This is a genomic window from Amycolatopsis sp. cg13 (assembly GCF_041346965.1).
GTDB lineage: Bacteria > Actinomycetota > Actinomycetes > Mycobacteriales > Pseudonocardiaceae > Amycolatopsis.
In genome coordinates, this window is record NZ_CP166848.1 from 2,416,265 (window position 1) to 2,440,306 (window position 24,042).

General features: G+C 69.9%; 21 protein-coding genes. 13 read left to right on the forward strand and 8 right to left on the reverse strand.

Annotated elements, in window-relative coordinates; genetic code table 11:
- The first annotated feature begins 26 nt into the window (after nt 1-26).
- Nucleotides 27-407, forward strand: a complete 381-nt coding sequence (locus AB5I40_RS10810; RefSeq protein WP_370938336.1) for a VOC family protein — start codon at nt 27-29, stop codon at nt 405-407.
- Nucleotide 408: 1 nt separating this feature from the next.
- On the opposite strand, the gene AB5I40_RS10815 is transcribed toward AB5I40_RS10810, so the two are convergent.
- Together AB5I40_RS10815 and AB5I40_RS10820 are read right to left on the reverse strand one after the other, a co-directional pair.
- Nucleotides 409-1,101 carry a GNAT family N-acetyltransferase gene (locus AB5I40_RS10815; protein WP_370938337.1) on the reverse strand — a complete coding sequence of 231 codons (693 nt, stop codon included), beginning with the start codon at nt 1,099-1,101 and terminating at the stop codon, nt 409-411.
- Nucleotides 1,101-2,450 carry an aminotransferase class I/II-fold pyridoxal phosphate-dependent enzyme gene (locus AB5I40_RS10820; RefSeq protein ID WP_370938338.1) on the reverse strand — a complete coding sequence of 450 codons (1,350 nt, stop codon included), beginning with the start codon at nt 2,448-2,450 and terminating at the stop codon, nt 1,101-1,103. Before AB5I40_RS10820 ends, AB5I40_RS10815 begins: the two co-directional genes overlap by 1 nt.
- Before the next feature lie 188 nt (nt 2,451-2,638).
- Here AB5I40_RS10820 and AB5I40_RS10825 point away from each other — a divergent pair, with 188 nt between their 5' ends.
- The 3 genes from AB5I40_RS10825 to AB5I40_RS10835 are packed head-to-tail and all read left to right on the forward strand — an operon-like array spanning nt 2,639 to nt 6,604.
- On the forward strand, nt 2,639-3,469 hold the full coding sequence (locus AB5I40_RS10825) for an ABC transporter ATP-binding protein (RefSeq protein ID WP_370938339.1): 831 nt from the start codon (nt 2,639-2,641) through the stop codon (nt 3,467-3,469).
- A 29-nt stretch (nt 3,470-3,498) separates the two neighbouring features.
- Complete coding sequence (locus AB5I40_RS10830; RefSeq protein ID WP_370938340.1) at nt 3,499-4,506, forward strand: ABC transporter substrate-binding protein; 1,008 nt, start codon at nt 3,499-3,501, stop codon at nt 4,504-4,506.
- Between the two features lie 4 nt (nt 4,507-4,510).
- A complete protein-coding gene (locus tag AB5I40_RS10835) occupies nt 4,511-6,604 on the forward strand; it encodes an iron ABC transporter permease (RefSeq protein WP_370938341.1) in 2,094 nt (697 codons plus the stop codon).
- Here the strand turns inward: AB5I40_RS10835 and AB5I40_RS10840 are convergent.
- Nucleotides 6,601-8,010: an FAD-dependent monooxygenase gene (locus tag AB5I40_RS10840; protein WP_370938342.1), complete on the reverse strand. Its 1,410-nt coding sequence runs from the start codon at nt 8,008-8,010 to the stop codon at nt 6,601-6,603. The genes AB5I40_RS10835 and AB5I40_RS10840 overlap by 4 nt on opposite strands.
- Nucleotides 8,011-8,069: 59 nt before the next feature.
- Here AB5I40_RS10840 and AB5I40_RS10845 point away from each other — a divergent pair, with 59 nt between their 5' ends.
- Nucleotides 8,070-8,675: a TetR/AcrR family transcriptional regulator C-terminal domain-containing protein gene (locus AB5I40_RS10845; protein ID WP_370938343.1), complete on the forward strand. Its 606-nt coding sequence runs from the start codon at nt 8,070-8,072 to the stop codon at nt 8,673-8,675.
- A gap of 95 nt (nt 8,676-8,770) precedes the next feature.
- Nucleotides 8,771-9,973, forward strand: coding sequence for an FAD-dependent oxidoreductase (locus AB5I40_RS10850; protein ID WP_370938345.1), 1,203 nt, complete (start codon nt 8,771-8,773; stop codon nt 9,971-9,973).
- Between the two features lie 396 nt (nt 9,974-10,369).
- On the opposite strand, the gene AB5I40_RS10855 is transcribed toward AB5I40_RS10850, so the two are convergent.
- The gene (locus tag AB5I40_RS10855) at nt 10,370-11,980 is read right to left on the reverse strand and encodes a choice-of-anchor A family protein (RefSeq protein ID WP_370938346.1); all 1,611 of its coding nucleotides are present in this window, start codon (nt 11,978-11,980) and stop codon (nt 10,370-10,372) included.
- A 187-nt stretch (nt 11,981-12,167) separates the two neighbouring features.
- On the opposite strand from AB5I40_RS10855, the gene AB5I40_RS10860 reads away from it, so the two are divergent.
- Nucleotides 12,168-12,839: a FadR/GntR family transcriptional regulator gene (locus AB5I40_RS10860; RefSeq protein WP_370938347.1), complete on the forward strand. Its 672-nt coding sequence runs from the start codon at nt 12,168-12,170 to the stop codon at nt 12,837-12,839.
- On the forward strand, nt 12,836-13,642 hold the full coding sequence (locus tag AB5I40_RS10865; protein ID WP_370938348.1) for an ABC transporter ATP-binding protein: 807 nt from the start codon (nt 12,836-12,838) through the stop codon (nt 13,640-13,642). The genes AB5I40_RS10860 and AB5I40_RS10865 overlap by 4 nt, the downstream gene beginning before the upstream one ends.
- Nucleotides 13,643-13,757: 115 nt before the next feature.
- On the opposite strand, the gene AB5I40_RS10870 is transcribed toward AB5I40_RS10865, so the two are convergent.
- Nucleotides 13,758-14,981 (reverse strand): MFS transporter, encoded by a 1,224-nt coding sequence (locus AB5I40_RS10870; protein ID WP_370938349.1) that lies wholly within the window; start codon nt 14,979-14,981, stop codon nt 13,758-13,760.
- A 107-nt stretch (nt 14,982-15,088) separates the two neighbouring features.
- On the opposite strand from AB5I40_RS10870, the gene AB5I40_RS10875 reads away from it, so the two are divergent.
- From AB5I40_RS10875 to AB5I40_RS10885, 3 genes are all read left to right on the forward strand, one after another.
- A complete protein-coding gene (locus tag AB5I40_RS10875; protein WP_370938350.1) occupies nt 15,089-15,994 on the forward strand; it encodes a LysR family transcriptional regulator in 906 nt (301 codons plus the stop codon).
- A gap of 79 nt (nt 15,995-16,073) precedes the next feature.
- The gene (gene msrA / locus AB5I40_RS10880) at nt 16,074-16,571 is read left to right on the forward strand and encodes a peptide-methionine (S)-S-oxide reductase MsrA (RefSeq protein ID WP_370940491.1); all 498 of its coding nucleotides are present in this window, start codon (nt 16,074-16,076) and stop codon (nt 16,569-16,571) included.
- Between the two features lie 3 nt (nt 16,572-16,574).
- Nucleotides 16,575-17,309, forward strand: a complete 735-nt coding sequence (locus tag AB5I40_RS10885; protein ID WP_370938351.1) for a DUF427 domain-containing protein — start codon at nt 16,575-16,577, stop codon at nt 17,307-17,309.
- On the opposite strand, the gene AB5I40_RS10890 is transcribed toward AB5I40_RS10885, so the two are convergent.
- Together AB5I40_RS10890 and AB5I40_RS10895 are read right to left on the reverse strand one after the other, a co-directional pair.
- Nucleotides 17,310-20,165 (reverse strand): WS/DGAT domain-containing protein, encoded by a 2,856-nt coding sequence (locus AB5I40_RS10890; RefSeq protein ID WP_370938352.1) that lies wholly within the window; start codon nt 20,163-20,165, stop codon nt 17,310-17,312.
- A gap of 17 nt (nt 20,166-20,182) precedes the next feature.
- Nucleotides 20,183-21,166 carry a DMT family transporter gene (locus AB5I40_RS10895; RefSeq protein WP_370938353.1) on the reverse strand — a complete coding sequence of 328 codons (984 nt, stop codon included), beginning with the start codon at nt 21,164-21,166 and terminating at the stop codon, nt 20,183-20,185.
- 98 nt (nt 21,167-21,264) lie between these two features.
- On the opposite strand from AB5I40_RS10895, the gene AB5I40_RS10900 reads away from it, so the two are divergent.
- Entirely contained in the window at nt 21,265-21,930 is a 666-nt protein-coding gene (locus AB5I40_RS10900; protein ID WP_370938354.1) for a VC0807 family protein, read from the forward strand.
- Nucleotides 21,930-22,679 carry an SDR family NAD(P)-dependent oxidoreductase gene (locus tag AB5I40_RS10905; RefSeq protein ID WP_370938355.1) on the forward strand — a complete coding sequence of 250 codons (750 nt, stop codon included), beginning with the start codon at nt 21,930-21,932 and terminating at the stop codon, nt 22,677-22,679. The genes AB5I40_RS10900 and AB5I40_RS10905 overlap by 1 nt, the downstream gene beginning before the upstream one ends.
- Before the next feature lie 124 nt (nt 22,680-22,803).
- On the opposite strand, the gene AB5I40_RS10910 is transcribed toward AB5I40_RS10905, so the two are convergent.
- Nucleotides 22,804-24,000 carry a PucR family transcriptional regulator gene (locus AB5I40_RS10910; protein ID WP_370938356.1) on the reverse strand — a complete coding sequence of 399 codons (1,197 nt, stop codon included), beginning with the start codon at nt 23,998-24,000 and terminating at the stop codon, nt 22,804-22,806.
- Nucleotides 24,001-24,042 lie beyond the last annotated feature (42 nt).

Below are 24,042 nucleotides of genomic sequence, written 5' to 3' on the forward strand. Positions count from 1 at the left end.
CACCGGGGACCTGCCAGACTGGGCCGATGATCGGACACTGGCTCGCCCTGGTCGTCGATTGCCCGGAACCGCGGAAACTGGCTGCGTTCTACGAGGCCTTGCTGGGCATGCAGCGGGTCGAAGACGAGGACGGCTGGGTGTCGATCGCCGAGGCGTCCGGCCGCGAACCGCGCATCGGTTTCCAGCGGGTCGCCGGCTATCGCCCGCCGGACTGGCCGAACCCGCGCGATCCGCAGCAGATGCACCTCGACGTCGAGGTGACCGACCTCGACGAGGCCGAACGCCGGGTCCTGGCGCTGGGAGCGCGGCTAGTCGACAGCGCGCCCTTGTTCCGCGTCTACGCCGACCCCGCCGGACACCCGTTCTGTCTTGCCCTGCCTCAGCAAGGAGAGCACTACCGAACCTGATTCAAGCCGCCGCCCGCCAGTCGTCCGGAATGCGCACCCGGCCGAACGCATTGGTGCGGCGCAACCGAAATCCCATCCCCTCGTACCGCCGGATCGCGTTCACATTCGCCGCCGCCGCGTGCATGAACGGCGTCTCGCCCCGATCCCGGATCCCCGCGGCCACCGCGCGCACCAACCGCCCGGCCAGACCACGGTCGCGATACGCCGGATCCGTGCACACCGCGCTGATCTCCGTCCACCCCGGCGGATGCAACCGCTCCCCCGCCATCGCGACGAGCGCGCCGCGGTGCCGAATCCCGAGATACGTCCCCAGCAGAACCGTGCGCGGCAAGAACGGACCAGGCTTCGTGCGGGCGACCAGATCGAGCATCTCCGGCACGTCAGCCACCGTCAGCCGAACAGCCTCCGGATCAGGCGCGGCATCGACCCCGGCGTCCACCAACTGGACCCCGGCCATCTTCTCCAGCAGCTCCCAGTCCGGCGGAGGCGGCCCGGCCTGCGGAAGAACCGGCACCACGGCACCCGGCCCGGCGAGCGCGGCGACGTCGTCCCACACCCCGTCGGACGGCTCGTCCGGCACTGCCAGAAACACCGAAACGTCGACCGGATAACGCACGGCTTGCCCGACCCGCTCCGCGAACCCAGCGTGCGGACCAGTCAGCGACGCCCACGCGGCATTGTCCAAAACAGACATCAAGACCGCCGCGCGGCCCGGGCGATCATCCCGGCCAGATCCGCGACCAAAGCCGGATCGTCGGGCAACTGTCCCGTCGCTATCCGGATGTGCGGTGTCCCCGGATTGCCCGCGCGAGTACCCGACCCGGCGGAAACCCCGTTAGCCGCCAAAGTCATCAACGTCCGAGACTCCTCCGGAACCGGCACCCACAACGTCAACCCGTCTCGAGCCCGCACCGAAATACCGTGCTCCCGCAACGCTTCCGTCAATGCCGACCGCCGCTGCGCGTACCGATGGCGCGCCCGGTTCAGCAATTCCGCGCTGCCGGGATCGGTCAGCAGAAACGCCTGCGCGTCCTGAAGAATCCGGCTCGACCACACCGACCCCGGCCCGCGCTGCTGCCGCACCTGCTCCACCAGCACCGCCGAACCGCCGATCACGCAGCTGCGCAATTCAAGCCCGAACGCCGTGCAATACGACCGCACCAGCAACACCCGGCCGGGCAAGCGCGTGCCGAGACTCAATGACGGAGCCAAAGCCAACGGACCGAAATCGTCGTCCTCGATAACCGTGAGGTCCTCTTCGGACAGTACGGCGGCGAGTTCCGCAAGCCGGTCCGCCGGAACCGAATGCCCGAGCGGCGACTGCGCGCGCGGCTGGTAGACGAACGCGACCGGCCGATGTTCCAGCGCCGCCGCCAGCGAGGACGGCAGCGGCCCGTTCTCGTCGCAGCGCACCGGCACCACATGGATCCGCGACCGGCGCAGCAATTCCCGTAGCCACGGCGTAGTCGGCGCTTCGAGGGCGATCACGTCGCCCGGCCGCGCGACCGCCTGGCAAGCCAGCAACATCCCGTCCTGCCCGCCGGCCGCGACCGTCCACGATTCGGCGGCGAACGGCCACGTCGGTTTCACCGCGGCGCGCAATTGCGGCGTGATCGAGTTCTTGACCGGACCGCCGAACCGTTCCGTGTGGACACCCGCCGCGACGGCGTCCTCCAGCGGCGGCAGCAGCCCCGGATCCGGCAACCCGTGTTCCAGATCGACCGTCTGCCAGCCGGAAAACGCGCGCTCCGGCGGCGGGCTCGACGGCGGTTCCAGCACTATCGTGCCCCGTCGCCGGCCAGTGCCGATCAACCCGGCCGCCCGCAGCTGCGACCACGCCTCGGCGATCGTCGTGGGACTGACCGAAAGCTCCGCCGCCAGCGCCCGCACGGTGGGCAGCCGCGTCCCCGGCGGCACCTCCCCGTCGCGGATCAGGCCGGACACCGTCCCGGCCACGCCCCGCGCCGTGCGCTCGCCGATGCGGGACCCGAGCCAGCCTGCCCCGACCGGCAGCGTCGTCGTCGCGAGTTCGCCCGTGGCCACGCACCGGCTCCCCTCGTCACCCGGAAATCCGAAAACCTCTGACCCGATCAGAAGCTAGAGCGGCAACGGCACGCGGCAAAGGCGTTTCACATCCTGGCGGGCCCGCCCGGTACAAAACGCCCGTGACGTCCGACACCGCCGCGGTGTCCGGTTTCGGAATTTCACTCGATCAGGTTAGGCTAACCTTCATGAGTCAACCCTGGCCGGAAGCACCGGCGCTCGCCGGCACCGGGCTCGCGCTCGGCTACGGCGCGAAACCGGTGGTCCGGGACGCCGAGATCGTCCTGCGCGCGGGCGCGGTCACCGTCCTGGTCGGGCCCAACGGCTCGGGCAAGTCGACGCTGCTTCGCTCGCTCGCCCGGCTGCACCCGCTGACCGCGGGCGACGTCACCTTGGCCGGGCAGGACGCGCTCGCCTTGTCCCCCAAGGAATTCGCCCGCCACGTCACGCTGCTGACCCAATCGCGCCCCACGCCCGGCGGCGTGCGCGTGCGCGACGTCGTGTCCTACGGCCGCCACCCGTACCGCGGCCGCTTCGGCTCCGGCGACCCCGAGGGCCCGGAGCTGGTCGAGCGGGCCATGCGGCACACCGGAGTCGACGGAATGGCCGAACGCCCGGTGGACGAACTGTCCGGCGGCGAACTCCAGCGCGTCTGGCTGGCCACCTGCTTCGCCCAGGACACCGGCGTCGTCCTGCTCGACGAGCCGACCACCTTCCTCGACCTGCGCTACCAGATCGAAACGCTGGACCTCGTCCGCGACCTCGCCGACGAGCACGGCGTCGCGGTCGGCGTCGTCCTGCACGACCTCGACCAGGCCGCCGCCGTCGCCGACGAGGTGGTGCTGCTGTGCCGCGGTTCTGTCCGCGCCACCGGCCGCCCGGCCGAAGTGCTGACCGCCGATCTGCTCAGCGACGTCTACGGCCTGCGCATCGACGTCCACGTCGACGACGAGGGGCATGTCCGCACCCGCCCGGTCGGACGGCACACCTCCCGGCCGCGGCCGGTCCGCTCAGCCTGACCCATCCCCTAGTACAAAGGAAAACCCCCGTGTCCAGTGTGCCCAAATCTGCCCGCAGGCCATTCCTGAAGACCGCCGCCGCGCTGCTCGCCACGTTCGCGCTCGCCGCGTGCGGCACCACCGAAGCGCCCGCGGAGCAGAGCCAGGCCGCCGCCGCGAAGCCGTCCGGCCCGGTCCACCTGACCGACGAGCGCGGCAAGCTCGACCTGCCCGCGCCGGCCGCGAAGATCGTGTCGCTGGAATGGGGCCTCACCGAGAACCTGCTGGCGCTGGGCGTGAAGCCGGTCGGCGCGGCGGACGTCAAGGGCTACAACACTTACGACAAGGTCATGCCGCTGCCCGCGTCCACTCCGGACGTCGGCACCCGCGGCGAGCCGAGCCTCGACGCGGTCGCCGCGCTGCACCCGGATCTCGTGGTCACCACCACGGACCTGCCGGAAAACGTGATCGCGCAGCTCTCGAAGCAGACGAAGGTGCTCACGCTGCGCGGGTCGGATTCGGCCGACCCGATCGGCTACCTGCGCAAGACCGTGACCACGCTGTCCGAGGCGACCGGAACGCAGGAGCAGGGCCGCAAGCTGCTCGCCGAATTCGACGCCAAGGTCGCCGAGGGCAAGAAGAAGCTCGCCGACGCGGGCAAAACCGCGGCCAAGTTCGTCATGACCGACGGCTACTCGACCTCCGGCACGGTCACCGTCCGGATGTACACGAAGGGCTCGTTCCTCGGCAGCATCGCCGACCAGCTCGGCGTCGCGAACCAGTGGACTGGCGAGGGCGACAAGGTCTACGGGCTCGCCCCCACCGACGTCGAGGGCCTGACCAAGATCACCGATCCGGCCACGTCCTTCGTCTATGCCGCCAACGCCGCCGAATCCGACGTCTTCACCCAGGAGCTCGCGGGCAACGCCGTGTGGAAGCAGCTGCCGTTCGTCAAGGCCGGGAAGCTGCACCGGATTCCGGACGGCATCTGGATGTTCGGCGGTCCGAAGTCCGCGATCGCCTACGTGGACGCGCTCACCGGCGCTCTGACGCGCTGATCCGATGATCGCGCCAGCCCCCGCACCCGCCCGGACGCGCGTCTCGCGGCTTACGGCGTCCGTCGTCTTCCTCAGCGGAATTGTCGCGCTGCTCGTCCTGTCCGCCGTGCACCTGCTGCAAGGCACTTCGCACGTCGGGCTCGGCGAACTCCTGCGCGCCGTTTTCCCCGGCACGGACGACGACGCGCGCAGCCAGGCGGTGGCAGTGCTCGTGGCCAGCCGCCTCCCCCGGCTGGCCGCGGCGCTGCTCGTGGGGCTGGCGCTGGGGTTCGCGGGCTGCGTGCTGCAATCGGTGGCGCGGAACCCGCTCACCTCGCCGGACACGCTCGCGGTCAACGCCGGTGCGTACGTCTCGGTGGTCGGTGTTGCGGCGTTCGGGATCTCGCTTCCCTTCTACGTCAACGGAATCGTCGCCTTCATCGGCGGCCTCGCGGCGGCTGGGCTGGTGTTGCTCGTCGCTCGCAGCAGCAGCGGCGGAGCGGCCCGACTGGTGCTCGCCGGGTCCGCGATCGCGCTGGCCCTGACCGCGCTCACGTCGGTGCTGCTGATGTTGTTCCAGGAACGGACCGCGGGCCTGTACGGCTGGGGCAGCGGCACGACTGTCCAATCCGGACTGCGACAGGTTTCCCTTGCCGCGCCAGTGATCGCGATCGGCATCGTCGCCACGCTCTTGCTCGCGCACCGGCTCGACGTCTTGAGCCTCGGCGACGATCACGCGCGCGTGCTAGGCATCGACGTCCGCCGTACCCGCACCTTTGCTGTCGTCGTGGCGGTGCTGCTTTCGGCGGTCGCGGTGACCGTCGCCGGACCGATCGGGTTCGTCGGCCTGTGCGCGCCGGTGATCGCGCGGCTGCTGGCCAACCGGGTGCCCGGGCTCGGCAAACATCCGCTGTTGCTGCCGCTCGCCGGTTTGACCGGGGCGCTGGTCGTCGTGGCCGCCGACGTTCTGCTGCGCGCCATCGTTCCGGCGGACAAAGCGGTTTCGGTGCCGACCGGCGTCGTGACGACCCTCGCCGGTGCCACCGTCCTGGTCTGGCTGGCGCGGCGGCAACCCTCCGGAACACCGTCCGCACGCGGAACGCACGGCACCGTCCGGTCGCGCCGTTGGGTGGCCGGGACCGGCGTCGTGTTGGGGATTGCGCTGGTCGGCGCGGTGATCGCCGCGCTTCTGCTGGGCGACCGGATCGTGCTGCTCGGCGACGTCCTGAACTGGCTGCGCGGAGTGTCCGGCACCGAGGTGTCGTTCGCGCTCGACCTGCGCTGGCCGCGAATGCTCGCCGCACTGCTCGGCGGGGCGGCGCTGGCCGTCGCGGGATCGCTGGTACAGGCGATCTGCCGCAACCCGCTGGCCGAACCGAGCCTGCTCGGCGTGACGCCCGGCGCGAGCGTCGGCGCGATCAGCGTCGTGCTTTTGGTGCCTGGCATCGGAGTCTGGCCGATGATGGGGGCGGCGACCGTCGCCGCCTTCGCGACGTTCGCCCTCGTGCATTGGCTCGCCACCGGGCGCGGTTCGACCGGCCGGGGACTGTCGTCGGACCGGCTCGTGCTGGTCGGCATCGGCGTCAGCGCGGGCGCACAGGCGATCACGACGCTCGTCGTAGTGCTGACCTCCCCGTGGAACGCGCATCTCGCACTCACCTGGCTCGCCGGGTCGACCTACGGCCGGGAGTTCAGCCAGGTCCTCCCGGTGCTGTTATGCCTGGTCATCGCGCTGCCGATCGCCCTGTCCAGCGCTCGGACGCTTGACCTGGTCTCGCTCGACGAGGACGTGCCGCGCGTGCTCGGCGTCCCGCTGGACCGGTCTCGCCTCGCATTCGCCGCACTCGCCGCAGTGCTCACCGCGGCCGCTGCGTGTGCGGTCGGCGCGCTGGGTTTCGTCGGATTAGTCGCTCCGCACGCCGCGCGAGCGCTCGTGGGTTCCAAGCACGCGCGATCGCTGCCGGTGGCCGCCGCGCTGGGAGCGGTGCTGGTGTGCGTCGCCGACACGTTGGGACGCACGGTCCTCGCACCGACCCAGATCGCGGCAGGCCTGGTGACCGCACTGATCGGCGCACCGTACTTCGGCTGGCTGCTGTGGCGGAGCCGCGCGACCGCCTAGCCGAACCAGGCGTCCAGCGCGACCTTCAATTCGGCTTCTCCCCCAGCCCAGGCGATGACCCCGTCCGGACGCAGCAGGAAGGACTCGGTGTTCGTCACCGGCACCACCTCGACCCGCTTCGTTGCCAGCGCGGCAAGATCGCGGCTTTCCGGATCGAGCACCAGCACACCTCGTCCCGTGCGAGTGTGATCCGACAGCCGCGTGACTCGGCCGTCATCGTCCACAAGGGACCTTTCTGGACTGTGCAGCCCGACTGGTTCCTCAGCGAGGTAAGGGAATTCGTACCGCTCCGTCACGCCGGAAAGCAGTTCCGAGAAGTACCGATTCGCCTGTGGAAGATCCATCAGCTCCGCGACGATCTCCCGTAACGCGTCGACGTGTGGCCCAGGCGCGAGCAACGCCGACTGCGCGCGCGTATTGCGCAGCACCGCCGCGCCGACCGGGCCGCGTTCGCGGAAGTAGCTGTCCAGCAACGTATCCGGCATTTCCCCACGCACGACCGCGGCCAGCTTCCAGCCGAGGTTCGCCGCGTCCAGCAGGCCGAGGTTGAGCCCTTGCCCGCCGCTCGGCGGGTGAACGTGCGCGGCATCGCCCGCGAGCAGGACCCGGCCGCGCCGGTAGTCGTCGGCCTGGCGGGCTTGGTCGGCGAATCGGCGGGAATCGCGCACCTCCGTCACAGTGGCGTCCTCGCCGGTCACCCGCCGGATCGCCGCCGCCAACTCCGCCGGAGTGACCGGACCGTCGGGCTCGCCGTCGCGGGCGAACTCGGTGACGCCAGCCATGCTCCCGCCGTGCAGGAAGGTCCCGTCGCGATAGCGCCCCGCGGGCGGCACCGGCCCCTCGAACCGCACCTGGCCCGCGAGCGTCCGCAACAACGGCGGCGTACCCGGAAACCCGAACCCGGCGAGACTCCGGACCTTCCCCCGACCACCGTCACAACCCACCAGGTACGACGCGGTAATCCGCTTTTCTCCTTGCGGTGTCTCGACAATCGCCGTCACACCGTCCACATCAGACTCGATCGCGGTCACCCGATGCGCCCTCCGCACGGGGACGCCGACCGCGTGTTCGGCTAGCAGGCGTTCCAGCTCCGGCTGCCAGATGTGCGTGCGCGGACGGTCCTCGTCCGGGAGGAGTTTGTGGATGTTCGCGAAATGGCCGAGCGAGCTGCCGTGGTCGCGGGCGAAATCGCGCATCCCCTCCTCGTGCGCCGCGGCCAGCTGCGGGCCGAGACCGCGCCGGGTCAGCGCCTCCGTCGCGAGCACGCCGATGCCGCGCGCCTTCCGTTCCGTCGAGGGCTGCGCGAGCCGCTCCACGACCAGCGGCCGGATGCCGCCGAGCCGGAGTTCAGCGGCGAGGAACAACCCGACCGGTCCGGCCCCGACGATCACCACATCTGCGTCCATGACTCTCCTTAACTTGTTAAGGACTAGACTGCCCTGAACTAGTTAAGGAGGCAACCGCCTTGCCGATCGAGATCCCCGCCGCAGTCCGGACCGCACTCGCTCTCGTCGACGCCGACGGCCTCGACAAGCTGACCGTGCGCCGCCTCGCCACCGAACTCGGCGTCAAGGCACCCGCGCTGTACTGGCATTTCAGCAGCAAGCGGGCCTTGCTCGACCACCTCGCTGACGCTCTCGTCGCTCCAGTCCTGGACGACCTCCCGCCACTGGACACCCCGTGGCTGTCCTGGCTGGAACAAGCAGGAACCGCCCTGCACGCCGCACTCCTCGGCCACCGCGACGGCGCTCGCATCGCGCTCGGCGCGGACCTCCGGACCGCCCGCTCACTGGGCGAATTCGCCGAACTCGCGGTGGGCGTGCTGCACCGCGCCGGGTTCCCGCTCGCCGACGCGACCCGGTGCGCCGGGGTGTACGTGCACTTCATCCTCGGTCGCGCCGTCGAAGACCAGACCTGGCCGGAGGACCTGGACGCGACCATCGAGAGCATCCCGTTTCCGCTGATGGCGCAGGGAATGCGGGAACGCCAGGCGGCCGGAAGCACCGTCGAGGACAGCTTCGGCTACGCCCTCGGCATCGTGCTCGCCGGACTGGCGGCGAAGCTGCCTTAGCAAGGTGCAATGACTCACTAAGTTGTACGGTTGCACTTTTTATATGGTTCCACTTATGCTCGTGTCAGACCACACCGGCACGAGAGGGGAAGACCATGAAAGAGACACCGCGCATCGCGATCGTCGGCGGCGGCCCGGGCGGGCTGCTCGCCGCCCATGTCCTGCACCGGCACGGCATCGCCGCCACCGTCTACGACGCCGACACCGCCGTGGATTCCCGAGATCCCGGCGGCACGCTCGATCTGCACGCCGACAGCGGACAGATCGCCTTGGAAGACGCCGGGCTGCTGCCCGCCTTCCACGCACTGGCCCGCGTCGAAGGCCAAGCCATGACCAGACGCGACCACCACGGCACCCTGCTGAAGGAGTTCATTCCCGCCGACGACGACACCGCCGCCCCGGAAATCGACCGCGGCCAGCTGCGCACCATGCTGTACGACCAGCTCGCACCCGGAACCGTCCACTGGGGACACAAACTCACCGCTCTGACAACCGAAAACAGCGTCCACCGCTTGGTTTTCGCCAACGGATCCACAGTGGACTCCGACGTCGTGATCGGCGCGGACGGCACCTGGTCAAAAGTGCGCCGACGCCTCACCGGCGCGATGCCGGAGTACTTAGGAGTGTCCTTTCTGGACGTCCGGTTCGACGACGTCGAAACCCGGCACCCCGATATCGCCGCCTTGGTCGGCAACGGCCAGCTCTTCACCACCGACGGCGCTGGCCGGGCAGTGATCGTGCAACGCAACAGCAACGGCGTGATCCGCGGTTACGTGGCCTTCCGCGCCAAAGAGGACTGGGCCGCACGGGAAGGCGTCGACCTTGCTGACCGCGTCTCAGTGCGAGAGTTCCTGCTGCGCGAGTTCCACGGCTGGAGCTCGACAGTGCGCCCCCTGCTGACTGACAATGACGGTGACTACGTAGCGCGCGCATTCACCGCACTGCCCGCTCCGCTGACCTGGGAACGTGTCCCGGGCATCACGGTGCTCGGCGACGCCGCACACGCAATGGCCCCGTTCGGCGGACACGGCGCGAACCTGGCACTGCTCGACGGTGCCGAACTGGCGCACGCGCTGCACGAGGAGCCGAGCGTCGAAGCCGCGCTGACCCGATACGAAACAGCGATGTTCGCCCGCACCGGCCCACTCGCCGCCGACGCGAACGCAGCGCTGCGGGGCTTCTTCGCCGACCAACCGGCAGGCACCCAGCACGACGTACCGGACCGGGAGGAAGAACTCCGCGCCTACGAGGCCCGAGCAGCCGAATACCGCGCCTCCCGCACACCCGCCGCCCGCTAGTCCGTGAGGGGAACCCTGAGGGAATCAGATTCCCTCAGGGTTCCCCTCACGTCCCTAAAACCGCACCGACGCACCCAACGTCCGAGGCACCCAGCCCCGCCTCCAACCACTCCGCACCGGTGCACCCGCTATCGAGGCACCCAGCCCCTCCCCCGCACCCCGATATAAAGCGTCCCTGCGGTCTGGGGGTGCTTGTCAAGGCATCTTTCCCGCCTTGACAAGCACCCCCAGACCGTCAGCACACTCACGCTTCGGGGTGCCCCACGCAACCAACGGGCGCAATGTCGCCGCCAGGCGACGAGCCGAACCCGAACGCGACCCCCACCCAACCCGGACTGTCCGTGAAGGACCCCTTGAGGGAATCAGATTCCCCCAAGGAGCCCTTCACAGCTTTGGTCAGGAGCGCCTGCGACGAACCGCCACGACCGTCACCAGCGCACCGCCGATGAGCAACAGCGCGCCGCCGCCGATCAGGTAGCCGCGGATGTCCGCGCCGGTCGACGCGAGCGGGCCCTGGTCCGACGGGCCGGTTCCGGGGGCCACGCCGCCGGAGTTGTCGCTGGTGGTCGTGACCGGGGCCGGGGCCTCCGATGACGAGCTGGACGTCGTCGGGCTAGTGCTGCTCGCCGAGGACGTCGGCTGCGAACTCGAGGACGTAGCGCTGGACGACGTCGGCGCGGTCGAGGACTCCGTCTCCGACGGACCGGTCGGCACCGTGGAACTGGAGGTCGTCGAGCTGGTGGACGAGGTGGCGCTCGACGAGGTCGTGCTGGACGACGTTGTGCTCGTCGGCTCAGTCGTGGTCGACGTCGTCGAGGAAGTCGACGTGGTGCTCGACGTCGGCTCCGTGCTCGACGTGCTCGTCGTGGTCGAGCTGGTCGGCTCAGTGCTCGACGTCGTGGTGCTAGTCGAACTGGACGTCGTAGTGCTGGACGTGGACGTCGTACTAGTCGGCGTAGTAGGCGTAGTCGTCGGCCCAGCGCAGTCCGGCAGATCCCCGGTGAACGGATACGCGTGGAACTCCTGCCCGCCAGCCGCACCATCGGACGTGTGCAACAGATTGCCCGCCGTGAAGAACCGGCCGTTGGTGCCCGAAGCGGTGACCGTCGTGTCGCTGGACGGGTTGCCGACCAGCACGCTGCCCTGGAACTGCGCCTGCCCGGCGATCTTCACCTTCGACGCGTCCGGGAAGTTCCACAGCAGCTTCTCGCGCAGGTGGTTGATCGGGTCCTGGTCGGCGAGGTCGCCGGTGTAGGTGTTGATCACCCGGTTGCCGCCGACGAGGTTCACCAGCACCGTCGCGCCCGCCGGGATGCCGGTGAACTCGAGGCCCTGCATGCCGCCGCCAGGGCCGGTGAGGTCGAAATCGACGTTGAACACCTGCAGCGCGGACTTCCCGTCGCCGGTGAACAGCGTGCGGTAGCCCTCGTTCTTCGCCGTTCCGGTCGCCGCGGACTTGCCGTAGCAGGTACTGGCCTCCTGCAGCTGCGGCCGGAGCTGCTTGTACTGGTCGGCCGCGTTCGGGTCCTGCTTCAGCGTGCCGGTCACGGTCCCGGTCACGGTGCCGCCGTAGCGCACGACGCCTCCGTCCGCGAGCAGCCGCTGGTTCGGCGCGACGGTGACGTCCTTGCCGGTGGTGAGGAAATCGGCACCGTCCGGCGGGGGCACGCGCGAGCCGACGCCCGCGATGCCGACGTTGTAGACCGAAGAAGCGCCAGCCCGCTTCGCCATGTCGAAACCGCCGAGCACGACGACCCGGCCTTCCGCCTCGGCCGCGCCTTCGCGCACGAGGAAGTCGCCGCCGGCGAAGACGTTGATGCCGTTGTCCCGTCCCGCGAACGGCCCGTTGTTGACCGGCGGGTACTTGTCCGGGCAGGCGTCGCCGACGCACGGCCCCAAGCCCCCGGGCAACGGAGCGGCGCTCGCGCCGGGACCGGCCACGAACGCCACTGCACACACCGCCGCGGCGAGAGCTCCGCCCACGACGGCCATTTTCCTGGCACGCATGCGGCCGATCCTTACCCGGCGCGGGCGAAATGCGGCAGTCGAAACACCGTAACCCACCCGAACGGGTCATAAAATACCCAGCTCATCAGACAAGTAGACTAGTGACGCTCCACACTCGACACCCCGCCGGAAGAATGTCCCGCAGTAGCCTCGCTCCCGTCGCCCCGCCCGATCAGAAAGCCCTCCGATGCCCCCTCTCGTGCACCGGCACCCGCTCGCCGCACAGGCCGCCGAAGTCCTTCTGGCCCGCATTCGCTCCGGCGAATGGGCGCTGGGTCACAAATTGCCCGGGGAAACGACTTTGGCCGCGCAACTGGGCGTCGGCCGTTCGACGATGCGCGAGGCGATCCGCGAATTGGCGGGCAAAGGCGTGCTCGATTCCCGCCAGGGTTCCGGCGTTTTCGTGACCGCCCTGGACGTCGCCGAGGATTGGGACGCGGTGCTGCGCCGCGCCACCATCGGCGCGGTGATCGAGGCGCGCATCGCCATCGAAGCGGAGGCCGCCGCCCTCGCCGCGCTCCGGCGGACGCCGACCGACCTGCGCGCGATCCGCCGCGCGCTCGCCGCTCGCGCGCTCGGCGATCCGGACGTCGAGGTCCTGGTGGACACCGACACCGCGTTCCACCGCACGGTGCTCGTCGCCGCGCACAACGACGTGCTGATCGAATTGTTCGACAGTTTCGTGCCGCGCGTCCACCGCGCGATGACGGACATGCTGCGCGCCCGTCCGATCACCGCGCCCGAGGAAGACCAAGCCGCGCATCTGGCGCTCGTCGACGCGATCGCGGACAAAGACGCGTCCGCCGCCGCGGAACTGAGCCGGGCGCACCTGACCGCCTTGAAGGAGGCACTTTCGTGAGCGAGGTCGTGCTGCAGCTGACCGACGTCGTGTTCCGCAGGCAGGGCAAGGAAATCCTGCACGGCGTGAACCTGACCGTGCGGGCAGGCGAACACTGGGCGCTGCTCGGCCCGAACGGCGCAGGCAAGAGCACGATCCTCGGTTTCTGCGGTGCGGTCACGCATCCGACGACCGGCACCGTCGACGTCCTCGGCGGACGGCTCGGCCGCGTCGAATTGCAGGCGTTGCGCCGCAGCATCGGGCACGTCGACCCGCGGCATCCGCTGCGTTCGCCGCTCACCATCCGGGAGGTCGTGCTGACCGGGATCACCGGAAGCATCGACACTCCCCCGCGCTGGCAACCCACCGCGGCGCAGGTCGAGCAGGCCGACGAACTCATCGGATTGCTGGGCCTCGACGGCAAGGCTGGCGAACGCTGGCCGACGCTGTCCCAAGGCGAACGCGGCCGCGCCCTGATCGCCCGCGCGCTGATCAGCGACCCTCGGCTGCTCCTGCTCGACGAACCGTCCACCGGCCTTGACGTCGCGGCTCGCGAGCAGCTGCTCGAAACGATCGACCTGCTCACGCGGACCCATCCCCGGCTCGCCTCCATCGTGGTCACGCACCATCTGGAGGAGCTGCCGGAAACGACGACGCACGCGCTGCTGATCGCGGACGGTTCGGTGGTGTCGTCCGGGCCGATCGAGCAGGCGGTCACCACCGCGAGCATCAGCCGGGCATTCGGCCACCCGATCCGCGTGGACCGGCACGACGGACGGTGGAGCGCCCGCGCCGCGCGCAGCCGGTCCACCGAAGTCGCCTGACGCGGGCTGCCGCCACCCGCTGTCCGTGCAGGGCTCCTTGAGGGAATCTGGTTCCCGCAAGGAGCCCTTCACGGACTTCCGGCGGCCAAGGACCAGGAGCGGCAGCCGCCGGAGCTCACGCCGTCCGCAGCACCCGCCACGCGGAGAAGCCCAGCAGCACCAGCTCCGCGGCCGAGAACCCGACCAGCGCGAGCGGGCTCGGCACCCACAGCAGCGTCATGCCGACCAGCAGCACCGGCACCACCAGCCCGGCGTAGGCGGCGAGGAAGATCCCCGCCAGCACCTCGCCCCGGGACAGCGGATCGGCCAGCGCCGCCACCGTCGCGACCGACGCGCGGAACCCGAGCCCCATCCCGCTCCCGGCGATCACCGAACCGGCGAAGAACAGCGCCAGCGAAGGCAGCAACGCGGCCACCGACAGCACCGCCAACCCGATCGGCATCAGCACGAACCCGAGCCGCAGCTGCGCCCGCGACTCCATCGACGCGAAGACCACCTGCGACACCGCCGCGGCGGCCAGCATCGAGCCAGCGGTGACCCCGGCGAGCATCCGGTTGTGCTGGTGCAGTCCCTCGGAGAGCAGCGTCGGCGCGAGCGACATGAACAGCCCAGTAATCGCGAACGCGGCGAACACCCCGATCGCCGCGCCGACGAACGCCGGCCGCGCCCCGGCGGGCAGCGACACCCGCTGCGGCCGGTACGCCGGACGCTCCTCGCGCCGTTCGACGGTCTCCGGCACCAGGCACACCGCGAACGCCGCGACCAGCAGCACGATCAGAAACACGACGAACGTGCTGGTCAGCGGACCGTCGATGTACTGCGCGAAGACGCCGCCGACCACCGGGCCGAGCCCGAGTCCGCCCATGTTCACGACGGTGGCGATCAGGCCGGAGCGGCCGAGATCCTGGTCCGGACGGGTCACCGCGCGCAGTTCCGACAGGTGCGCGGTGGCGGTGGCCGTCAGCGCGCCGATGCCCACGCCGCACACGAATCGCGCGATCAGCAGGCCCGGAACCTCCGGCCAGAGCAGGAACAAGACTGCGGACAGCGCCTCGGCGAGCACCGAAGCGAGGATCACGCGGCGGCGGCCGAGCCAGTCGCTGACGTGCCCGGCGAGGTAGAGGCTGGCCATCACGCCGACCGCGTAGGCCGCGAAGACGACGGTGACCAGGAACGTCGGAAAGCCGTCCCGCTGCTGGTAAAGCGCGTACAGCGGAGTGGGCACGGTGGAAAACGCGAGACACGCGGCGAACGCGAACGCGATCACTCGAAACCCCCAGCCGTGGCTGACGCGCCATCCGGCCGGGGCGGTGAAAGCGGGCGGAACTGTGGTGACCATGTCGACCTTCCAAGCGGGAACCAACGGGTACGACGATCCCCCGCTCCACTCATCAAGTCCAACGAAAAGTGTTGGTCAGAGTTATCTGGATCGACGATAATTAGCCGATGGAGACGCGTCAGCTGGAGTTTTTCGTCGCGGTCGCCGAGGAGCTGAGCTTCACGCGGGCGGCGCAGCGGCTGTTCGCCACCCAGTCCACGGTTTCGGCGACGATCCGCGCGCTGGAGACCGACCTCGGCGCGACGCTGTTCGACCGGTCTACCCGCCGGGTCGCGCTGTCAACCGCGGGCGAGCTCTTCCTGCCCGAGGCGAAAGCGGCGCTGGACTCGGTGGAGCGGGCCCGCAAGGTGGTGCAGCAGGCGTCCGCCGGCCTGCGCGGGAGCCTCCGGATCGGCACGCTGACCAGCATGAACGCGTTCGATCTGCCGGTGCTGCTCGGCGCGTTCCACCGCAGGCACCCGCTGGTCGACCTGCACCTGACGGTGTCCCTCACCGGGTCGTCCGGGCTCGCCGACGACGTTCGCCACGGCCGCCTCGACGTCGCGCTGCTCGGCCTCTCCCGGGCGGAACTGGGCGGTCTGGACGCGACGCAGCTGGCCAGCGTGCCGTACTACGCAGTGCTGCCGGACAGCCATCCGCTCGCCGAGCGCGAGTCGGTCAAGCTGCCGGAGCTGGACGGCGAACTGTTCGTCGACTGCCCGCGCGGCTTCGGGAACCGGCTGGCGGTGGACCGCGAGTTCGCCACGCTCGGTCTTTCGCGCCGGGTGGCCGCCGAGGTCGCCGACCTGCGGACCGTCCCGCGCTACGTCGCAGCCGGGCTCGGCGTCGCGGTCCTGCCCGGCACCGCCCGGCTGACCATGCCGGGCGTCGTGTCGATCCCGCTCGCCGAAACCTCGCTGACCTGGCCGCTTACCGTCGTGGTCTCCGCGAAGCGGCCGCCGTCGCAGGCCCTGCGGACGCTGCTGGAGCTGTTCGTCGCGGCCGCGGCGGAGGGAGATATTACGGAGTTCTGACCGGGCCCCGGGCGGCCGGAATAGCGACCGGCGCCGCAGCGTCATCCTGTACACGGAATCCGCGATGGGAGAGAAGGAAATGACGGAAAAAGCGATCCTGGCCGGCGGGTGTTTCTGGGGCATGGAGGAGCTGTTCCGCCACCAGCCCGGCGTGACCGCCACCCGCGTCGGCTACAGCGGCGGCGACGTCCCCCACGCCACCTACCGCAACCACGGCACCCACGCCGAAACCATCGAAGTCACCTACGACCCCGCCCAAACCGACTTCCGCGCCCTGCTCGAATTCTTCTTCCAAGTCCACGACCCCAGCACCAAAAACCGCCAAGGCAACGACATCGGCACCAGCTACCGATCCGCCATCTTCTACACCACCGACGAGCAAAAACAGATCGCCGAAGATACCATCGCCGACGTCGACGCCTCCGGCCTCTGGCCCGGCAAAGTCGTCACCGAAGTGACCGCCGCCGGCGACTTCTGGGAGGCCGAGCCCGAGCACCAGGACTACCTCCAGCGCTACCCGCACGGCTACACCTGCCACTTCCCGCGCCCCGGCTGGAAACTCCCGAAGCGCGGCTGACTCATGACCGATTATCCAGCGGCAGCAGTCGAAACCGGACATGTGGAACCGGTCCCCCGGCGAGTGCGCGGAATGCTCGCCGGGAAGACCATTGTGGACAGCACGCGGGCGAAATACGTCTGGGAATGGCCCTACTATCCGCAGTTCTACTTCCCGATCGACGACGTTCTCTCCGGCGCGCTCGTGCCCGAGGACGAGGCTCGGCGGTACTCGCTCCGCGTCGGCGAGATCGAAAAGCCTGCTGCCGCTTGGGTAAACGACTCTGTCCTACCCGGACACGTCCGGTTCGCCTGGGACGCTTTGGATTCCTGGTTCGAAGAGGACGAGCAGGTTTTCGTCCACCCGCGCAACCCGTACACGCGGGTGGACGCTTTGCGCTCGACCCGCCACGTCCGAGTAGCGCTCAACGGCGTGACTTTGGCGGAATCGTCGTCACCGGTACTGCTGTTCGAAACGGGCCTCCCGACGCGGTATTACTTCAACCGCACCGAAGTCGATTTCACGCACCTCGTCGCCGAGCCGGACATGGTCACTGCCTGCCCGTACAAGGGCGAGACGTCCGGCTACTGGTCCGTCCGCGTCGGCGATGTCCTGCACGAACACCTCGCCTGGACGTACGCCTACCCGACCGCCGCGGTCCAGCCGATCGCCGGATTGGTGGCGTTCTACAACGAGATGGTGGACATCGAGGTGGACGGCGAACTTCTCCCCCGTCCGCGCACGCACTTCTCGCAGTGACTACAACCGGCCGAACGCCTCGACGACCGCGGCCGCCAGCCGATCGCCGCGCGCCTCTTGTCCGGCAGGCACTGTGATGCAGACGGTGAACCGGTCAGCCCACGTCATGATGCCGACCGCGACCGGAACTCCCGGGGCGAGCGACAAGACCGGGTACACCGTGCGGACGAGCGCACCGTTGAGCACCACCGGCGACCGCGCGCCCGGCAGCACCGAGGCGATGACGCTGAACCACGTGCCGCGATAGACGAGCTTGGCCGCCCGGCGATGCAGCGCCGGCGGAAGTATTCCCAGGACGCGCACGACCGCGTTGCCCGCACGAGGCGCGCCGTGGCCGACCTGGTCGGACAGCATCCGGTCCGTCGCCCGCACGCGCTCGGACAACGACATTGCCCCCGTCGGCAGGTCGACCGACGCCGCGCCGGTGTGATTGCCGAGCTGACGGAAAGTCCCGGTGTCGCGGACCGACATCGGGATCAACACGCGCAGTTGTTCCGGCGCGGTCCCGCCCAGCTCGCGGTGTAACGCCTCGGCTACTAGGGCGAGGACGAGGTTGGTCGTCGGGACCGCTGCCCGCCGCGCCGCTTTCCGGACTTCGGGGGCGGAGAGGTGAGCGCGCGCGAAGTGCCGCTGGGGGCTGTCAATATGCTTGTCCCACTGGACCCGGGGCGCGGCACCGGCTCGGGCGAGGGCCCAGACGCCACGGGCCAGGTCGGTGGCTTGGGTGCGGGTTTTGCTGGTTGAGCTGGGTTTCGGGCGCGCGGGCTCGGCAATGTCGGAACCCGCGGCCGATCCCGCTGGCCGATCAAGTCCGTGCCACACCGGGCTCGCCACGCGGGCGAGCGCCTCGCGCACCGGTGCCGCCAGCCCGGCAAGCCGCGCCCGCACCGCACTCCGCCCGGGTTGAGACCTGTTGCGCCCCAATGTGGCATTGGGTGCGTGAGACGCACCCAACGCGGCATTGGGTGCGTCAGATGCACCCAATGCGGCGTTCGGTGCGCGAGACGCACCCAATGTGGCATTCGGTGCGTCAGATGCACCCAATGCGGCGTTCGGTGCGCGAGACGCACCCAATGTGGCGTTCGGTGCTCCATCCGTGCCCCCGCCACCACCCTCAACAGAGGCGCTGCGCACCGCTGGCTCATTCAATGCACCCAATGTGGCATTGGGTTCGTGAGACGCACCCAATGTGGCATTCGGTGCGCGAGACGCACCCAATGCCACATTGGGGCGGCTCCACCACCCCCTCCGCCGAGACCGAGGCGCCGCCGCCGGAACCAGCGGCTCCTTCCCCCGCGCCTGCCCCACCAGCGCGCTGATCACCGCGATCCCGTCACTCGCCGCATGATGCAGCGCGATCAGCAACGCCCCCTGCTCCCCCTCGATCCCCGTCACCAGCCGCGCCCGGACCGGATGCTCCGGGGACACCGGTTCCGAGAAGAACGCGTCCATCTCCCGCGTCAAAGCCGCGTCCAACGGCGCGTCCGGGCCGATCCGCACCGACGTCAGCACATCCGCGGACGTCCGGCCCGGGTCCTCCTGCCAGCGCGCCCGCCACAATCCGCTGCCGGGCAGTAGTCGCGTCCGCAAGCCGGGGGTCGCCGCCAGCAAATGCTCTGCGTCCGCGTGAGTGACCGGCGTGCCGTCGGCCTTGGGGTCGAACAGCAGCACCGCCCCGACCTGCTGCGGCACCTCCGGAGTGGCCACGTGCACGAACAGCGCGTCCTCCGGCCGCAGCCGTTGCGTCGGCGGGTTCAGCGGCGCGGAAGCCAGCGATTCCAAGGCAGTCACCAACGGGGTAGCCGTCTCGCAATGCCGGGCGACAGCTTCCGCCATCTCCTTGAGGCGTTCCGGTTCAGCAAGGAGACCCCGTACCGTCTCCGCCAGCTCACCGTCCTTTGTGGATACTAGAGCGAGTCCGGCGGCGGCCATCAACCGGGCGTTGGCCTTGCCGTGCGCGGCGATCGGCTGGTGCATCAGTACGGGACGTCCGCAGGCCAGCGCTTCCAGCGAGGTCGCGCCGCCCGCGTTGGTCACCACGACATCCGAAGCCAGCGTGTAGACCTCAGGCTGGTCCGTCCAGCCGACGACGCGCAGCCGCGGTTCGTCCAGCGCTCGCAGCCGGGCGGCGACGGCGTCGTTGCGTCCGCAGATCGCGATCGGCACGACGGACGGGTCCGCCGCCAGCAATTCCCGCACCGTCGTCTCGATTTCGCCGAAACCCAGCGAGCCGCACGAAACCAGCGGGACGAACGCGTCCGGCGGCAGCTCCAGCTCGTGGCGCGCCGCCGGCTGGTCGCCCGGGCGGAACACCGCGCGCACCGGCGGCGCGGACACGCCGACGTGCGCCGACGGCGACGAGCGCAGCGCGGGGGCGACCGCGACGTCGTGCATCACCATGGTGAGATCGGCCGCGCCGTAAACCCAGAACGGATGCGGCGCGAAGTCCGAAACCCACGCACCGAGCGGCACCGGGAGTTTTCCCTTGCGGCGCAGCCAGGCCAAGCCGGCGGTGCCCATCGGATAGGTCGAAAGCACGAGGTCCGGCGCGAATTCGGCGACCGGTTTCGCGAGCCGCGCCCCGCACCAGGAAGCAGTGAACCAGCGGGACGCGGCGGCGAACCACGGAATGCGCCAGATCGCGCCGTAAAAGAATTCGTAAAGCCACGGGACGCTTTCCACGTTGGCGACGTAAATACGCTGGAAAAGGCTTTCGAAACCGGGTCCGAGCCGTTCGAGGGCGTTGAGCCACGAAACGGTCGCGTCCGGCCAGCGCTCGCGCACCGCGTCCTCGAGCGCGCGTCCCGTGGCGTTGTGCCCCTGCCCCATGTTCGCGGACACGATCAGCACGCGCACCGGCGCTTCCCCCTTCGCTAGCAAGCGGTCCCGGCGAGGCCGTACCCGTCGTCGGAGTCCGAATCAGGCTCTTCGCCGGGGTTGTCCGGCGCGGTTTCCTCTTCGGCGGGCGGCATTTCCGATTCCGCCGACAAATGCGACGCGCGCGTGGACAGCAGCGCGATCCCGACCACGATCACCAGCCCGGCCAGCGCCTCGCCGAACAACGCGAGCGGCCTCCCGTCGGCCGATTCGCCCATCCACGACAGCCCGATCGCGACGCCGACCAGCGGATCCAGCGCGGTGATCACGGCGAGCGCGGGCGTCAGGAACCGGCCCTGCTGGAACGTGTTCTGGCTCAACAGGAATCCCAGCGGCCCCACCACGCACACCAGATACAGCGTCCAGTGCCGGAAGGGCTCGTCGATCCCGACGCGGAACTGGCCCGCGACCACCTTCATCAATCCGGCGGTGAGGCCGTACAGCACGCCGGTGGCGACCGCGAGCCCGAGCACCCGCCAAGATCCGGAATTCGTTGACGCGGCAACAACAAGCGAGGCGAGCGTCACCACCGCGAGCGCGATGCCGAGCGGAAGCAACGCGCCCCCGCTCACGAGCGTCTCGCTGTTCCCGCTCGGCCGGGCGACGACGAGGAACGCGGCCAGCCCGGCCACGCACAGCAAGCCGCCGACACTCATCGTGCGGTCCGGGCGGCGGCGTTCCAGCCGCGCGGACGCGAGGCCGGCGAACATGAGCGACGTCACGAGCAGCGGCTGGACCAGCAGCAACGGCCCGAACGCGAGCGCGACGAGCTGCAGGACGAGACCCAGGATGGTCGCGGCGATCCCGATGAGCCACAATGGGCGTCCGACGAGCCGCTTGAAGAGCGTCAGGTCGAGCGGTTTGCCGGTTTCCACTTCTTTGGTCGCCCTGGCCTGCGCTGCGCTCGCGAGTCCCATGCACGCCGCGCCGGCGACGGCGGCGGGGACAGCCACGACCAGCGACATCCCCGTAACTGTCACGGACTCTTCACCTCACACCGTCCCCATCCGCCGTGCTTATGCTCAAGCCTTGTCCGAGGCCGAGTCGCCCGGTTGGCACCGGAGGCAGCAGAACCCGCATGCGACACCCCCATACGATCGACCTCCCCTCGTTCCGCAACCTCGTGGTGGGCGGAGGCCGGCACCTGCTCGAGTCGACGCTGGTCCCGGCCGGCCTGTTCTATCTCCTGCTGACCCTGGTGAGCTTCGACAGCGGGGTCATCGCCGCGCTCTGCTGGTCGGTCGCCGTGATCGGCACCCGGCTGGCGCTGCGCAAAAAGATTCCCGCCGTGCTGCTGCTGACCACGGCTCTGCTGGTCGCGCGCACTGTGCTGGGCCTGGTCACCGGCAGCGCTTTCCTGTACTTCCTCCAGCCGACTCTACAGAATTTCCTCGTCGCCGGCCTGTTCCTGGTCTCCGCGCCGTTCAACAAACCGCTTCTCGCGCGACTGGCCGGCGATTTCTGCGCATTCCCCGAAACGCTGTCCGGACATCCCGGAATGCGAAGGTTCTTCCAGCGCGTGTCCGTGCTGTGGGGGCTCGTGTTCGCGGTGAACGGCGGCGTGACGCTGCTGATGCTCGCGCGGGAAACCGTCGGCAGCTTCCTCATGGCGAGCACCGCGGGCTCGTACTCGCTCATCGGGCTGGCCATCGCCGGTTCGCTGTGGTGGTTCCGGCGTTCGCTGCGCTCGGCGGGCATCACGCTGCGCATGGGCCACCGGCCGGCCGCGCTGCCCGCCGCCTGATGGCCCGCACCGCGCTCGTCACCGGCGCGTCGTCCGGCATCGGCGCCGCCACCGCCCGGCAGCTCGCCCGCACCGGCGTCCACGTGCTGCTGCACGGCCGGAACGAGGACCGGCTCGCCGCCCTCGCCAAGGAAACCGGCGGCACCGCGCTCGCCGCCGACCTCGCGGACCCCGACGCCGCGGTCGATCTCGCCGAACGCGCGCTGGCGATCACCGGATCGGTGGATCTGCTCGTCAACAACGCGGGACTCGGCTGGGCCGGTCCCCTGCCCGAACTGTCCGCGGAACGGCTGCGGCACCTGGTCGCGGTGAACCTGACCGCGCCGCTCGACCTGACCCGCGCACTGCTGCCCGCGATGCTGGAACGCGACCGCGGGCAGATCGTTTTCGTTTCGTCGATCGCCGGGCGCACCGGTGTCGCCGGAGAAGCGGTGTACGCCGCGGCGAAGTCCGGTGTGGACGCTTTCGCCGACAGCCTCCGATTCGAGTTGCACGGCACCGGCGTGACGGTCGGAATCGTAGTTCCCGGTGTGGTGCGCACAGAATTCTTCGAACGCCGCGGCCGTCCGTACACCCGCGGCACGCCCCGGCCGGTGAGCGCCGAACGCGTGGCCGCCGCCGTGCTGCGTGCCGCCGCGCATCCGGGTGACTACTACGTGCCGCGCTGGCTGCGCGTCCCCGTCGCGCTGCGCGGCGCCGCGCCCGGCCTGTACCGCGCGCTCGCGGCACGCTTCGGCGCCGAAAGCTGACGGTTCCACGCAGACCTCCTCCCCCGCGTACCTCGTAAGCGGCGATGCCGGTCCTCGCCGGAATACCCCCGCTCCCGAGACCCAAGCATGTCCCCTGTGCTGCCGCATCAGGGAAATTCCCCGATCAGGCGGTTTCGTCCACTTCCCCAGGCGGCCCCCAGGCCAGCGCCAGCACCAGCGTCGCGCGCACGGCCGGGTCGTCCAGCGAGGGCCCGAACAGGTCGTGCAGGCGGCCGAGCCGGTAGGACACCGTCTGCGGGTGGATGTGCAGATCCTCCGCCACCGCCTTGCGGTCGCCCAGATGCAGCAGCCAGGACGTGAGCGTGGTGGACAGGCGTTCCCGCGCGGATTCGTTCAGCTCGTCAAGCGGGGCAAGGGCTTGTCTTCGCAGCACGTCGAGCAGCCGGTCGTCGCGGTGCACGATGATCGCGTCGAGATGCTCGTCGGCGAACACCGGATCGTCGCTGAGCAAGTGGTCGCGGCGCAGTCGCGCGGTCACCTCGGCGATGCGCAGGCTGGCCGGGAGCCGGTCGAGCGGCACCGTCGCGCCCACCACCGCGCCGCCGCCGCGCAGCGCGCGAGCCAGCCACGCGCGCCGGCCCGGGCCGCCTGGGTCCGGCACGATCGCCACGACCACGCCAGGACGGCGCAGCCGCAGGCAGCTGTCTTCGAGGCGGAACACCAATTCCCGGCCCAGCTCGTTGTCGTCCTCCACCAGCACGACCGCCGCGTGCTTCGGCAACCGCCATTCCGCACGCAGCGCGGCGGCGCGCACCGCGGCCTTGTCCGCACGATCGGACAGCAGCAACGCGGTCAGTTCGTCGCGCAGCCGCTCCCGCGCGCGCACGGCGTCTGATTGTTCCTGCAGATACCCGCGCAGCGACGATTCCGAAAGCTGGTCAACCAGAGCGAACACGGTGGTGGCGAGCGAGGCGAACAGTTCGGCGGGCACATCGAGATCGAGCGCCGCTTCCGAAACGTGCCGCCACGCCACGCGCGCGCCCACCCGATAGGCGGACAGCAGACTCGTGACGCGCCTGCCCTGCTGGTATTGCGCGCGCCCGATTTCCTCGAACACCGTCTGCTCGACGCCGGACCCCAGCTCCGGCAGCCGCTCGTCGGGCTCGGCCGCCATGTCGATCAGCCGCCGGACGAATCCCGCGCTGGCGGCGACGAGGTCGGCCAGTTCTTCGGTCAGGAACTCCGCGTAGTCGGGGTGCTCGTCCGCGAGCTGGTCGCGGACCTCGTTGAGCATGGCGGGCAGCCGGCGGGTCACCACCGTCTCCAGTTCGTCAAGCCGGGTCACCTGATCTGGTCCCATGTGTCCGGGAGTCCTTCCGTCGCAGGCAGCGGTCCTCGGGTC

What these genes read in the sequence shown, in the direction of transcription:
- AB5I40_RS10835 (WP_370938341.1), top strand. Translation starts at nt 4,511, where the DNA reads ATGATCGCGCCAGCCCCCGCACCCGCCCGGACGCGCGTCTCGCGGCTT.
- AB5I40_RS10885 (WP_370938351.1), top strand. Translation starts at nt 16,575, where the DNA reads ATGACCGATTATCCAGCGGCAGCAGTCGAAACCGGACATGTGGAACCG.
- AB5I40_RS10840 (WP_370938342.1), bottom strand. Translation starts at nt 8,010, where the DNA reads ATGGACGCAGATGTGGTGATCGTCGGGGCCGGACCGGTCGGGTTGTTC.
- AB5I40_RS10900 (WP_370938354.1), top strand. Translation starts at nt 21,265, where the DNA reads ATGCGACACCCCCATACGATCGACCTCCCCTCGTTCCGCAACCTCGTG.
- AB5I40_RS10825 (WP_370938339.1), top strand. Translation starts at nt 2,639, where the DNA reads ATGAGTCAACCCTGGCCGGAAGCACCGGCGCTCGCCGGCACCGGGCTC.
- AB5I40_RS10810 (WP_370938336.1), top strand. Translation starts at nt 27, where the DNA reads ATGATCGGACACTGGCTCGCCCTGGTCGTCGATTGCCCGGAACCGCGG.
- AB5I40_RS10815 (WP_370938337.1), bottom strand. Translation starts at nt 1,101, where the DNA reads ATGTCTGTTTTGGACAATGCCGCGTGGGCGTCGCTGACTGGTCCGCAC.
- AB5I40_RS10855 (WP_370938346.1), bottom strand. Translation starts at nt 11,980, where the DNA reads ATGCGTGCCAGGAAAATGGCCGTCGTGGGCGGAGCTCTCGCCGCGGCG.
- AB5I40_RS10870 (WP_370938349.1), bottom strand. Translation starts at nt 14,981, where the DNA reads ATGGTCACCACAGTTCCGCCCGCTTTCACCGCCCCGGCCGGATGGCGC.
- AB5I40_RS10860 (WP_370938347.1), top strand. Translation starts at nt 12,168, where the DNA reads ATGCCCCCTCTCGTGCACCGGCACCCGCTCGCCGCACAGGCCGCCGAA.
- AB5I40_RS10910 (WP_370938356.1), bottom strand. Translation starts at nt 24,000, where the DNA reads ATGGGACCAGATCAGGTGACCCGGCTTGACGAACTGGAGACGGTGGTG.
- AB5I40_RS10905 (WP_370938355.1), top strand. Translation starts at nt 21,930, where the DNA reads ATGGCCCGCACCGCGCTCGTCACCGGCGCGTCGTCCGGCATCGGCGCC.
- AB5I40_RS10850 (WP_370938345.1), top strand. Translation starts at nt 8,771, where the DNA reads ATGAAAGAGACACCGCGCATCGCGATCGTCGGCGGCGGCCCGGGCGGG.
- AB5I40_RS10875 (WP_370938350.1), top strand. Translation starts at nt 15,089, where the DNA reads ATGGAGACGCGTCAGCTGGAGTTTTTCGTCGCGGTCGCCGAGGAGCTG.
- msrA (WP_370940491.1), top strand. Translation starts at nt 16,074, where the DNA reads ATGACGGAAAAAGCGATCCTGGCCGGCGGGTGTTTCTGGGGCATGGAG.